Genomic DNA, 11,856 nt, shown 5'->3' with positions numbered 1-11,856 from the left:
CCAACCCCTACCACCCTAGAGCACCGTCATGGCGACATCACATCCAGAAAGCCGACCCGATACCACGACCGAGCATGGCTGGCAGGGACAACGCCTTGCCGAGGAGGTCGCGCGTGTCGAGGGAGTGGGGCTGACGCTGCTGGCGGCAGGCGATGACTGGTGGGCGATCGACAAGCCGGCCGAGCTGCCCTCGGTACCGGGCCGCGACCCTTCACGCTTCGACAGCGTCCATTCGCGCCTGTGCCGGTTGAGCGAGGACACCCGTGCCGTGCATCGGCTGGATGTGGCAACTTCCGGGGTGCTGCTGGTGGCGCGCAATGTCGAGGGACAGCGGCGGCTGTCGCGCCTCTTCCAGTCGCGCACCCTCGAGAAACGCTACGTGGCCGTGGTGGCAGGGCATCTCACGCCCGACGAGGGCAGCATCGCCCTGCCGCTGCGCTGTGACTGGCCGCGCAGACCGCGGCAGATCGTCGACTTCCTCCATGGCAAACCGGCACTGACGCACTATCAAGTCGAGCGTCACCTGATGCTCGATGGCCAGCGCCCGGATGGCTCGCCTCAGACCCTCGCCGCCAGCCGTGTCCTGCTGACACCTCATACCGGGCGCTCGCATCAGCTGCGCCTGCATATGCTGGCGCTCGGCCATCCCATCATCGGTGATGGCTTCTATGCACGCGGGGCGGCACTGAATGCCAGCCCTCGCCTGCTGCTGCATGCCGCTCAGCTGGTGATTCCGTCAGCGACAGGCAGCGACGCGCCATCGCTGGTGCTGAACGCTCCGCTGCCGTTCTAGCCGCCAGGTTCTGGCCAAGAGGCTCTAGCCCCCAGGGGCAAGTCCTGCAGCATCAGACCAGGCCTTCACTTTCTCAGAATGTCGGCGAAGGCCACGTCGAGGGTCGGGTAGTCGAAGGTGAAGCCTGCGGCCAGCAGACGCGCCGGCACCATGCGGGCGCCCTCCAGCAATAGCGTGCTCATCTCTCCCAGCCCCAGCTTGAGGGCCTTGGCCGGCAGCGGCAGGATCGCCGGGCGCCCCAGACCGCGCGCCAAGGCGTGGGTAAAGCCCATGTTGGTGACCGGATGCGGTGCACTGGCATTGAAGGCCCCACTCAAGTCCTCATCCTCCAGCAGACGCTCGATGATGCGGATCAGATCATGGCGGTGGATCCACGGCATGTAGTGACGGCCATCGCCGAGACGCCCACCCAAGCCGAACTTGAAGGGCGTCAACAACTTGGCGAGCGTTCCGCCATCCGCTTCCATCACCAGACCGATGCGGATGATCGCCAGGCGAACACCACAGTCCGAGACTGGCATGGCGGCCGCTTCCCAGTCGCGACACAGGCGATGATTGAAGTCATCGTGAGGCGTTGCCTGCTCGTCGATCTCGACATCACCCGGCTCACCCGCCTTGGGCTGCGCGCCGTAATAGCCCATCGCCGAACCGGATACCATCACCTGGGGAGCCTGCCCCTCAGCCGCCAGTTGCTGACACAGCAGCACCAGATGCTCGGTGGTTTCCAGCCGCGAGCGACGCAGCTCTTGCTTGTGATCCTCGCTCCAGCGCCTCCCGGCAATCGATTCCCCCGCCAGATTGACGATGCCCTGTGGCTGCCAGTCCTTGAACATCAGCGCCGAATCCGCCGCCTTCAGGGTGATGCCCAGTTCGGCGAACTGCCGCTCGGCCCGCTCCGGACGACGTGACACCACTGCCAGCTCATGCCCGGCCGCGGACAGTGAGCGGCAGAGTGCCTGCCCGACAAATCCCGTTGCCCCCGTGATCAAGATTCGCATGCTGTCCTCCTCGGCGATGAAGCATCGAGTGTGCCAACTCTTGCCATGAATCTATACCTTTATTGTACAATCCTGCACAAGAAGTTAACTTCAAGGGATGCCGGCGTCATTTCATGCTGCATCCTCCCAGTCCATCTTCCCCAGCAGGAGTCCTGCCTGATGTCAGTATCGTCCATCGCCATCATCGGTGCCGGTATCGCCGGTCTCTCTGCTGCTTCGTACCTGGCAGCGCAGGGTCACGCGGTGACGATCTTCGAGAAGGCACGCGGCCCGGGCGGTCGTCTGGCCAGTCGGCGCACTCCCCACGGCCCCCTCGACATCGGCGCTCAGTATTTCACCGCGCGTGATCCGCGCTTCCAGTCAGCGCTCGAGACATGGCGGGCAGACGGTATCGTCGCCCCCTGGGGTGACAGGCTGTTGCGTCTGGGCAAGACAGCGTCTGACACGCAGGAATGGCAGCGGCTTCGCGATGATTCTGCCCGCTATGTGGCCAGTCCGCGCATGAGCGCCCTGAGCCGCCACCTGAGCGAGGAGCTGCCGGCCAATGCCACCCTGCACACTCGCCTGCGCATCACACGCCTGATCCACGATGAAGCGGCGGGCGGCAAGGTTCGCTGGCAGCTTGAGGACCGGGACGGCGAGCGGCATGGTCCCTTTGATCATGTGATGATCACCGCCCCGGCCCCTCAGGCCCGTGCTCTGCTGAATGACGCCGGCACCGACGCTGAAGGCAACGTGCCGGCCTCGGCGCAACAGACTCCACACTCTCTGGCGCCTGAGCTGAGCGCCCTGCTCTCGCGGATCGAGATGGCACCCACCTGGACCGTGATGGCTGCATTGGAGACACCGCTGCCGGCCCTGGCAGGCATCGAGGACTGGCAGGGGCTGCTGGTCAGTCGCGGAGATGACGCCCCACTGCGCTGCGTGATGCGACAGCATTCGCGCCCCGGCCGCCAGCCCCCTCGGGGTCTCGCGAGACCCTGAGCCTGCTGGCCACCGCCGGCTGGAGCCAGACTCACCTGGAAGACTCGCCTGAGGACATCTGCGCGGCACTCTGGCAAGCCTTCACGGCACTGCCCGAGATCCAGGCGCTTGGCGAGGACTGGAGCGAAGACAAGGTATCGCTCACGGCCCATCGCTGGCGCTATGCTCATCCGACCCGCTGCGCACCTCAGGCAATGCCCGCCTCGCCGATGAGCCAGCACGGTCTGAGCCTAGCGGGCGATGCACTGAAAGGACCGCGAGTCGAAGATGCCTGGCTGTCAGGACGCGAAGCGGCAGAGCGACTGGCTGACGCGCTGAACTCATGAGCCCGCGAGTTCAGAGAACTGACCCACGATCCCCCCATGACAGGAAGCCCTCATGAGCAAGACGGAACACCAGGATGATGCCTTGATCCTGCTGGCGCATGGCTCGCGTGATCCACGCTGGCGCGAGCCCTTCGAGGCACTCGAGACCTCGCTCGCCAGTCGCCTGAAGCGCCCGACACGTCTGGCCTACATGGAGCTGTGTGACCCGCTGCTGACCGACACCATCGACGCCCTGGCGGCGGACGGTGCGGCGCGTATCGACATCCTGCCGCTGTTCTTTGCGGCGGGCCGCCATCTGCGCGAAGACGTCCCCGCCATGCTCGAGACATCCCGCCAGCAGCATCCGGATTGTCCGATCACGTTGCTGGACCCGGTGGGTGCCCATCCAGCGTTTGTCGAGGCCTTGATCGAGATTGTGGAGCAACAGGACAACGCATGATGACCCGATGACCCGAGAGAGACTGCGAACCGGAAAGGCTCTGCGATGCCACCTTCAGGCCTGCGCGTCGAATATGCGACGTGAATTGACGCGTGATGCCACTTGTCAGGCCGAGGCGGCTGCGCCATCCTGAGCCCCACATGTACAGCTAATGCACAAGATGCATTGCCGGCATCCCGCAGCGCTTCGAATGCTTCAGTTCCCACTTCTGTGCTTCGTTCCTCTTCGTGCTTCATCCGGGATGCCTCGTCACCGCAGAGGTAACACCATCCATGACTGACAAGGCCACGGAAACTGCCAGCTCGCCCCTGTTTCCGATCCGTGAAGTCTCACGCCTGACCGGCGTCAATTCGGTCACGTTGAGAGCCTGGGAGCGCCGCTACGGGTTGATCGAACCGCGCCGTACGCCCAAGGGACATCGCCTGTATGCCCGCGAGGACATCGAGCGCATCGAGCACATCCTGCAGTGGCTCAACAGAGGCGTGCCCGTCAGTCAGGTGCGGGAGCTACTGGATCAGCCCCAGCCAGAGACGGCGCCGATGCCGGATGAAGGCAGCTGGGGCGGCCAGCAGCAACTGATCATGGCCGCCATCGACGCCCAGGATGAGTCTCGGCTGGCGGAGCTCTACAACCAGAGTCTGGCGCTGTATCCGGTCAACAGTGTGGTCGAACGCCTGTGGAAGCCGGTGGTCGAGCAGCTGGAGGAGCGTGGCACCACGACCTTCGGGGCCCGATTGGCACAATGTTTCCTCGAGAGCTTCCTGCGCTCACGTATCGGCGCCCGCCTGATGTTCGCGAATCAGGAGCGCCATGCCCCGCACATCACTCTGACGCGCCTGCCGGATGAACCGGGGTTGAGCTGGCTGCTGCTGCTGGCGCTGGTCGCCAGCGATGCCGGTTATCACGTCAGCCTGCTGGATGGCCCGCTGCCCCTGGCCGAGCTGCCACTGGCCGCTGAGCGGTTCCAGGCGCAGGCCGTGATCCTGGTCGGCACTCAGGCCGAGCGCAGCGATGTCATGCGCCGCCAGTTGCCGCGGGTGGCAGAACAACTCTCCGTGCCGTTGGCCATCGCTGGCCCGGCCGCCCAGATTCGCCAGCAGGAGCTGGTGGACGGGCCCCTGGAAGGTCTCGGGGCCGACCCCGTTCAAGCGGTGGTCCGCCTGAGGTCCTTGCTGGCTCGTTGATCCCCCCGAAGCTCCTGCGCGATGCACATTTCCGACCGCAAAGGAGCTTTCATGCCTGCCCCTTCTCCCACATCCCGCACTTCCACCGCCTCACGGTCTCCCGGTACGGACACCGAATCCGGGGCTGACTCCGACGCGAGCCGACAGCCTCTGCAGCTCGTGTGGCTGCGAAGCGACCTGCGCGTGCATGACAATACCGCCCTCTCGCAAGCGGCCGCACGCGGCCCGGTGGTGGCGGTGGTCACCCCCTGCTATGCCCAGTGGATGACCCATGGTCATGGTGCCAACAAGCTCGACTTCCTGCGTCGCGGTCTGCACGTCCTGCAGCAGGCACTCGCCGGCCATCACATCCCGCTCAAGGTCCTCGACTGCGACACCTTCGCGGAAGTGCCCGAAGCGCTGGCCACGCTGTGCACGCAACTTGGCGCCCAGGCGCTGCACTTCAATGACGAGTACGCCGTCAATGAGCGCGAGCGCGACAGACTCGTCCGCGCGCGCCTGGCCGACAGCGACATCCGCCTGCATCGCTACACTGACATGCTCGCCTTCACGCCCGGCGAACTGCTGACCGGCAAGGGCGATTACTACGGCGTCTTCACGCCCTTCTCCAAGCGCTGGCACAAGGAGATCGACGCGCGGCGTCTGGCGCTCAATGAGGCTCCCGCGGTGCAGGATGCGCCCCGAGACGCCGAGGGACGCGAGATTTCGGGAGACGCCATTCCCGCGCTTCCCGACACGCTAAGCGTCGACGTGGAACATGGGCCGAGCGAGCCGCTGGAGGCGGAGCGATGGCCTGCCGGCGAGGATGCCGCCCAGGAGCGCCTGGAGCGCTTCATGACCTTCCGGGCGCGCCGCTACCACGAGCAGCGCGACCTGCCCGCCACGCGCGGCACCAGCGAACTGTCCCCCTATCTGGCGCTCGGCATGATCTCGGCTCGACAGTGCTACGCGGCGGTATTGGCGGAAAACGGCAGTCTCGCCGACGGTGATGTCGGCCTGACCACCTGGGTCAACGAGCTGATCTGGCGCGAGTTCTACCAGCACATCCTGGTCGGCTTTCCGCGCGTCAATCGCCACCGTCCCTTCCAGCGCCATACCGAAGCCCTGCAATGGCGCGATGATGACGCAGGCTTCGCCGCCTGGTGCGAAGGGCGTACCGGCTACCCCATCGTCGATGCCGCCATGCGCCAGCTGGTCGAGACCGGCTGGATGCACAATCGCCTGCGCATGGTGACGGCCATGTTCCTCACCAAGCACCTGTTGATCGACTGGCGCCGTGGTGAGGCCTACTTCCTGGCGCACCTGGTGGATGGTGAATTGGGGGCCAACAATGGCGGCTGGCAGTGGGCCGCCTCGACCGGCACCGATGCCGCGCCCTATTTCCGCATCTTCAACCCCACCACCCAGGGGCAACGCTTCGACAAGGACGGCGACTTCATCGCAAGCTTCGTGCCTGAGCTGGCCGACCTTCCCGCCAAGCGTCGTCACCAGCCCACGGCTGACGACTGCCATGCCTGTGGCTACCCGCGCCCGATCGTCGACCACAAGGCCGCCCGCCAGCGAGCCCTCGATGCCTTCAAGGCGCTCACCAGAAGCGAATGACCCTGCCAGGCGGCCTGCTGATCTCCAGCGGGCCGCTTTTTCATTGTCTCGACGTCAGGAGCACAGCCATGCAATCGCTGCCCCCCGAGATGAGCCCGGCGCTGGTTCGGGTCTGTCGCCTTTACGAAAAGCTGGACAAAACCTCTACAGAGCTGCTGAAATCAGTCTATAGTGACGATGTCGTTTTTCGCGACCCTCTGCACGAAGCTCAGGGCCTGGAAGCGCTCAATCAGTATTTCTCAGGGTTGTACACGAATGTCTCATCGATTGATTTCGTGTTTCATCATCCGCTGGGCCCGACTCGGCCAGAGCCGGCGGCCACGTCGCTTGAGGCACAGGACACGTGGGAGAGCGCGGAGCAGGGACTGGCATGGTTGAGCTGGACGATGACCTATCGCCATCCGCGCCTGAACGGCGGCAGCGATATCGTGGTGGAAGGTGCCTCACGCCTCGAATTCCGACACGGCAAGGTATGTCGGCACCGTGACTTCTTCGATGCCGGCGAGCTGCTCTACGAGCAGGTGCCGTTGCTGGGCAAGGTGATCAGGCTGCTCAAGCGACGCATGGACTGATGTGCCCCCAGGCACGCAGATGACATCCCCCACCGACAGTCAAGCGGTGCGCTCATCGCGACAGGCGAACACGCCAAGGAGAGAGAATGCCCAGTCAAGCCAGGCCCCCAGCCACGACACGCAAGCGCATCTGGTTGACCGGTGCCAGCTCCGGGATCGGTGAAGGGCTGGCACGTCGCCTGCTGGCCGATGGGCATCGTGTCGTGCTGAGCGCACGCTCCACCGACAAGCTGAAGGCCATCGCGGCCGACGCCGAACAAGGCCCCGGTGATGCACTGGTGATCACGCTGGATCTCACCGACCGTGATGCCATCCGCACGGCCGCACGACAGATCGAGGAAGACTTCGGTGGACTCGACCTGATGCTCCTCAACGCAGGTACCTGCGAATATCTGGATGCACGTGATTTCGAGGCCGATCTGGTTCACCGAGTCTTCGCCACCAATTTCCAGGCAGCCGTGGATGTGATCGAGAGCGCGCTGCCCCTGCTTCGCACGGCTGCCGCGCAGGGGGGAGAGCGGCCACAGCTGGCGGCGGTGTCGAGTGCCTCGGCCTACCTGCCGCTGCCACGCGCCGAAGCCTATGGGGCTTCCAAGGCTGCAGTGAGCTACTTCCTCGAGTCGCTGCGGCTGGACCTGGATGCCCAGGGGATCGATGTCAGCGTGATTCATCCGGGCTTCGTTAAGACACCGCTGACCGAGCGCAATGACTTCCCGATGCCGATGCAGGTCACGGTCGATCAGGCCGTCGAGGCGATCGTGTCAGGGCTGGCGCGTCACCGGCTCGATATCCACTTTCCCAGGCGCTTCACGCTGCTGGTGAAGCTGCTGGGCATTCTACCGCCGACATTGCGCCGCCAGATCGGACTGCGCATGACGCGAGATTGACCGACATCAGGCAGGCGGATGCCTGCCACGAACAGCATGTTTCTTGATCGCAGGTCTTCCTTCTCTGGAGTGGCATGAATACAACGACGTCACAGGCAACAGCTCCTCTTCCCCGCCAGCGGATCGCCGTCATCGGCAGCGGCATCAGCGGCATGGCAGCGGCCTACTACCTCAGTCGTCACCACGAGGTGCATGTCTTCGAGTCGGCCGAGCGTCTCGGCGGCCACACTGCGACCATGGACGTGCAGACCGCCGATGGCAGCGAATGGGCCATCGATACCGGATTCATCGTCTTCAACGACCGCACCTATCCCCACTTCCAGCGCCTGCTGGAGCGTCTCGATGTCGCCTATCAGCCCACCGAGATGAGCTTCTCGGTACACACCACCGCCGAGGACTTCGAGTACAACGGCCATACGCTGCTGTCGTTGTTCGCCCAGAAACGCAACCTGTTGCGCCCGCGCTTCTATCGACTGCTGCGTGACATCCTGCGCTTCAATCAGCAGGCCGCGGCGGACCTGGACAGCGGCAGGCTCGCCGAGGACGCGACCCTGGGCAGCTATCTCGACGCCAACGGCTACTCGCAGGTGTTTCGTGAGCATTATCTGCTGCCGATGGGCGCGGCGATCTGGTCCGCCAGCATCGCGGACATCGAGCGCTTCCCGCTGCAGTTCTTCGTGCGCTTCTTCCGCCATCACGGCCTGCTGTCGATCAACGATCGTCCCCAGTGGTTCACGCTGATCGGTGGGTCACGCAGCTACATCGCCCCGCTGACCGAGGGCTATGCCGAGCGCATTCACCTCAACAGCGAGATCCGCCAGATACGGCGCGATGTCGACGGCGTGACACTGGAGCACGTCGATGGGCGCTGCGAACGCTTCGATCAGGTGGTGCTGGCCTGTCATGCGCCTCAGGCACTGGCTCTGCTGAAAGACGCCAGCGCCTGTGAGCAGGACGTGCTCTCGGCGATCACGACCCAGCGCAATGACGTGGTGATGCACACCGACACCTCCCTGCTGCCCAGGCGCCGTGAGGCCTGGGCGAGCTGGAACTACCGTCTCGATGGCCGGGATGACGCCCAGCGAGCCAGCGTCACCTACGACATGAACATCCTGCAGCGCCTCGATGAGCGCGACTATCCGCCTCGAGAGACCTTCTGCATCACGCTCAACGACAGCGATGCCATCGACCCCGCCCTCGTACTGGGCCGTTACGCCTATGATCACCCGCGCTTCACGCTTGAGGCCGAGGCCGCCAAGCAGCGCTTCATGGAGATCTCCGGTGTCTCGCCACGGTCTGGTGGCCCGGTGGGACGCACCCATTTCTGTGGTGCCTGGTGGCGCAACGGCTTCCATGAAGATGGCGTGTGGAGTGCATTGCGCGTCGCCGAGGCACTGGGTGCCCGCGAGGCAGACGATTGAAGGCGCCCGCCAGCCGTATCGGCTACGGCACGCTGCGCCATCGCCGCCATGCGCCGCGCCAGCATGCCTTTCGCTATCGCGTCGCGATGGCGTGGCTGGCGCTGGATGAGCTGCCGGACCTGATGGCAGGCCGGCGTCTGGCAAGCGCCAGCCGGGCGGCACCGCTGGCCTTTCGCGAACGCGACCATCTCCCGGCAGCCCTGCACGGTCTGACGGATGGCCCATTGATCGAGCGTGTCCATGAGGCTTGTCGACGCGAGCTCGCCATGGCGGGCGATCATGCGCCCCTGCCGCAAGGCCGCATCTTCCTGCTGACCCAGCTGCGGCATTTCGGGGTGGGCTTCAACCCGATCCGACTCTATTACCTCTACCACGCGACGGGCCAGTTGGGCGCCGTGCTCGGTGAGGTGACCAACATTCCCTGGGGCGAGCGTGTGCTGTATGCCTCGCGCACCGATTCGCGACGGCGCATGCATTCGGCGCATTTCGACAAGCGCCTGCATGTCTCGCCCTTCATGCCGATGGGCATGCGCTATCACTGGCGCTTCAATGACCCCAGCAACGATGAGCTCCTGTTGCACATGGAAAATCATCCACTGGGCGAGGAAGTGACACGCAAGCCCGGGGAATCACTCTTCGATGCCAGCCTGAGCCTGCATCTGGAACCCGCGACTCCACGCGCCATGACCCGCCTGCTGCTGCGCTTCCCGTGGATGACGCTCAAGACCGTGGCAGGCATCCATTACGAGGCGCTGCGTCTGGCGCTCAAGCGCGTGCCGATCTTCGATCATCCGCGCCCTCAGCCAGAGACTCGGCATCCGTCATGAGGACATCACCATGAGCCAGTTTGAACCCGTTCCCCCCAGTCCGGTGGCAATCCCCCGTCACGATGACCGCCTGACCCGCCTGCTGCGCCCTCGGCTGCTGCGCATGCTCGACAGACTCGAGGGCGGCAGCCTGACCGTGCTGGAAGGTCGTGAGCGCCATGTGCTGGGGCAAGGGGGGCCACGTGACATCACGCTGCGCATCCACGATTCGCGCGCCTGGCGGCGCATGGCACTGGGGGGCACCGTCGCGGCGGCGGAAGCCTACATGGACGGTCAGTGGGAGACGGATGATCTGGTGGGGCTGGTGCGTCTGTTCGCCTTCAATCTGGAACAGGTCAATGACTCGGTGGACAGCGGGACATCGCGCCTTTCCAAGTGGGCGCTGAGTGTCGCCTACGCGCTGGCGCGCAATACCCTGGCGGGCTCGAAGCGCAATATCTCGGCGCACTACGATCTTGGCAACGACCTCTTCGCGCTGTTCCTCGATCGCGAGCACCGCATGTACTCCGCGGCGGTCTTTCCGCATCCCGAAGCAGACCTCGAGGAAGCCTCGACGCACAAGCTGGAGCGACTGTTCGACCTGCTGGAGCTGGGGCCACAGCATCATCTGCTGGAGATCGGTACCGGCTGGGGCGGCCTTGCCATCCATGCTGCCCGAACGCGCGGCTGTCACGTGACCACCACCACCATCTCCGATGAGCAGCATGCCTATACGGCGGCACGCATCGCCGAGGAAGGACTGGAAGATCGCATCACGCTGCTCAAGCAGGATTATCGTGCCCTCGAAGGCCGCTTCGACCGTATCGTCTCGGTGGAGATGATCGAGGCGGTCGGGCATCAGTATCTGCCGACCTACCTGAAGACTCTCGAGCGACTCCTCAAGCCCGAAGGCCTGATCGCCCTGCAGGCCATCACGATCCGTGATCAGCGTTTCGCGGCCGCCAGCCGCGAGATGGATTTCATCAAGCGCTACATCTTCCCGGGCGGCTTCCTGCCCTCACATGGCGCCATACTGGGTGCCATGCAACGTGATACCCAGCTGAACCTGCTGACACTCGAGGATATCGGCCTGCATTACGCGGCCACGCTCAAGGCGTGGGGGCAGCGTTTCGAGGCACGCCTCGACGATGTCTATGCACAGGGGTATGACGAACGCTTCGTGCGGATGTGGCGCTACTACCTGGCCTACTGTGAAGGGGGCTTCCGGGAGCGCACCATCGGCACCTGTCAGCTGCTGCTGGGAGGCCCTGGCGCCCGCCCGGTGCAGATGGGACTCAAGGACTGGAACGCCTGAACGTGCGCTCTCCACGCATCACCCCACTGCTGAATGCCGGGCTGTTTCAGCTTGGCTGGTTCAGCTGCGTGCTGGGGGGCGCCTGGGTCGCACTGCTGGTCACCCCGCTCATTCTGGCCGCGCATCTGGGCTGGGTCGTCCCACAGGCCCGGCGCGCACGAGAGCTGCGATGGCTGGGGGGCTTTCTGGCACTGGGCATGGTGGTGGACGGCGGTCTGACCCTGGCCGGTGGCTACTCGCTGCCAGCCACCGCGCCGGACTGGACACACTGGCTGCCGCTGCCCGTGTGGATGTGGTGCCTGTGGCCGTTGTTCGCCAGTACCGTACATCATGCATTGCACTGGCTATGGCAGCGCCCATGGCTCGCCGCCATCGGCGGGGCGACAAGCGCGCCCCTGTCCTATTACGGCGGCGCTCAGCTCGCTGACGTCACGCTCGCCGATTGGCTGTTGCCGGCACAGGCCCTCATCTGGGGCGGGCTATGCCTGGCCATCTCGCGCTGGAAGCTGGCCCAGCCAGGCACATGATG

General features: G+C 64.8%; 13 protein-coding genes. 12 read left to right on the top strand and 1 reads right to left on the bottom strand.

Going from position 1 to position 11,856, the window contains the following annotated elements:
- Positions 1–28 precede the first annotated feature (28 nt).
- A complete protein-coding gene (locus tag BFX80_RS00835; RefSeq protein ID WP_077373403.1) occupies positions 29–793 on the top strand; it encodes a pseudouridine synthase in 765 nt (254 codons plus the stop codon).
- A 65-nt stretch (positions 794–858) separates the two neighbouring features.
- Here the strand turns inward: BFX80_RS00835 and BFX80_RS00830 are convergent, their stop codons facing one another.
- A complete protein-coding gene (locus BFX80_RS00830) occupies positions 859–1,791 on the bottom strand; it encodes a TIGR01777 family oxidoreductase (protein ID WP_084207755.1) in 933 nt (310 codons plus the stop codon).
- 159 nt (positions 1,792–1,950) lie between these two features.
- Here BFX80_RS00830 and BFX80_RS00825 point away from each other — a divergent pair, with 159 nt between their 5' ends.
- The 11 genes from BFX80_RS00825 (at position 1,951) to BFX80_RS00780 (ending at position 11,854) form a co-directional block, all read left to right on the top strand.
- Positions 1,951–2,775 (top strand): NAD(P)/FAD-dependent oxidoreductase, encoded by an 825-nt coding sequence (locus BFX80_RS00825; RefSeq protein ID WP_167592953.1) that lies wholly within the window; start codon positions 1,951–1,953, stop codon positions 2,773–2,775.
- Entirely contained in the window at positions 2,712–3,101 is a 390-nt protein-coding gene (locus tag BFX80_RS18260; protein WP_157109509.1) for an FAD-dependent oxidoreductase, read from the top strand. Before BFX80_RS00825 ends, BFX80_RS18260 begins: the two co-directional genes overlap by 64 nt.
- A 52-nt stretch (positions 3,102–3,153) precedes the next feature.
- Positions 3,154–3,540 carry a sirohydrochlorin chelatase gene (locus BFX80_RS00820; RefSeq protein WP_084207753.1) on the top strand — a complete coding sequence of 129 codons (387 nt, stop codon included), beginning with the start codon at positions 3,154–3,156 and terminating at the stop codon, positions 3,538–3,540.
- Between the two features lie 272 nt (positions 3,541–3,812).
- Positions 3,813–4,724 carry a MerR family transcriptional regulator gene (locus tag BFX80_RS00815; RefSeq protein WP_077373395.1) on the top strand — a complete coding sequence of 304 codons (912 nt, stop codon included), beginning with the start codon at positions 3,813–3,815 and terminating at the stop codon, positions 4,722–4,724.
- A gap of 51 nt (positions 4,725–4,775) precedes the next feature.
- Positions 4,776–6,326, top strand: a complete 1,551-nt coding sequence (phrB, locus tag BFX80_RS00810; RefSeq protein ID WP_084207752.1) for a deoxyribodipyrimidine photo-lyase — start codon at positions 4,776–4,778, stop codon at positions 6,324–6,326.
- Positions 6,327–6,394: 68 nt separating this feature from the next.
- On the top strand, positions 6,395–6,898 hold the full coding sequence (locus tag BFX80_RS00805) for a nuclear transport factor 2 family protein (protein WP_240499634.1): 504 nt from the start codon (positions 6,395–6,397) through the stop codon (positions 6,896–6,898).
- Positions 6,899–6,984: 86 nt separating this feature from the next.
- Positions 6,985–7,785, top strand: coding sequence for an SDR family NAD(P)-dependent oxidoreductase (locus BFX80_RS00800; protein WP_084207751.1), 801 nt, complete (start codon positions 6,985–6,987; stop codon positions 7,783–7,785).
- A 74-nt stretch (positions 7,786–7,859) separates the two neighbouring features.
- Positions 7,860–9,206 carry an NAD(P)/FAD-dependent oxidoreductase gene (locus BFX80_RS00795; RefSeq protein ID WP_084207750.1) on the top strand — a complete coding sequence of 449 codons (1,347 nt, stop codon included), beginning with the start codon at positions 7,860–7,862 and terminating at the stop codon, positions 9,204–9,206.
- Positions 9,203–10,033: a DUF1365 domain-containing protein gene (locus BFX80_RS00790; protein ID WP_077373383.1), complete on the top strand. Its 831-nt coding sequence runs from the start codon at positions 9,203–9,205 to the stop codon at positions 10,031–10,033. The genes BFX80_RS00795 and BFX80_RS00790 overlap by 4 nt, the downstream gene beginning before the upstream one ends.
- 10 nt (positions 10,034–10,043) lie before the next feature.
- Positions 10,044–11,327 (top strand): SAM-dependent methyltransferase, encoded by a 1,284-nt coding sequence (locus BFX80_RS00785; protein WP_077373381.1) that lies wholly within the window; start codon positions 10,044–10,046, stop codon positions 11,325–11,327.
- A 2-nt stretch (positions 11,328–11,329) separates the two neighbouring features.
- The gene (locus BFX80_RS00780) at positions 11,330–11,854 is read left to right on the top strand and encodes a DUF2878 domain-containing protein (RefSeq protein WP_084207749.1); all 525 of its coding nucleotides are present in this window, start codon (positions 11,330–11,332) and stop codon (positions 11,852–11,854) included.
- Positions 11,855–11,856: the final 2 nt, after the last annotated feature.

Source organism: Cobetia marina (assembly GCF_001720485.1).
GTDB classification, from domain to species: Bacteria; Pseudomonadota; Gammaproteobacteria; order Pseudomonadales; family Halomonadaceae; genus Cobetia; species Cobetia marina.
The sequence above is the reverse complement of the archived record's forward strand: the minus strand, read 5'-3'. Positions and strand labels throughout refer to the sequence as shown.

Coding starts and splice junctions, on each gene's coding strand:
- BFX80_RS00835 (WP_077373403.1), top strand. CDS start 29: ATGGCGACATCACATCCAGAAAGCCGACCCGATACCACGACCGAGCAT.
- BFX80_RS00830 (WP_084207755.1), bottom strand. CDS start 1,791: ATGCGAATCTTGATCACGGGGGCAACGGGATTTGTCGGGCAGGCACTC.
- BFX80_RS00825 (WP_167592953.1), top strand. CDS start 1,951: ATGTCAGTATCGTCCATCGCCATCATCGGTGCCGGTATCGCCGGTCTC.
- BFX80_RS00820 (WP_084207753.1), top strand. CDS start 3,154: ATGAGCAAGACGGAACACCAGGATGATGCCTTGATCCTGCTGGCGCAT.
- BFX80_RS00815 (WP_077373395.1), top strand. CDS start 3,813: ATGACTGACAAGGCCACGGAAACTGCCAGCTCGCCCCTGTTTCCGATC.
- phrB (WP_084207752.1), top strand. CDS start 4,776: ATGCCTGCCCCTTCTCCCACATCCCGCACTTCCACCGCCTCACGGTCT.
- BFX80_RS00805 (WP_240499634.1), top strand. CDS start 6,395: ATGCAATCGCTGCCCCCCGAGATGAGCCCGGCGCTGGTTCGGGTCTGT.
- BFX80_RS00800 (WP_084207751.1), top strand. CDS start 6,985: ATGCCCAGTCAAGCCAGGCCCCCAGCCACGACACGCAAGCGCATCTGG.
- BFX80_RS00795 (WP_084207750.1), top strand. CDS start 7,860: ATGAATACAACGACGTCACAGGCAACAGCTCCTCTTCCCCGCCAGCGG.
- BFX80_RS00785 (WP_077373381.1), top strand. CDS start 10,044: ATGAGCCAGTTTGAACCCGTTCCCCCCAGTCCGGTGGCAATCCCCCGT.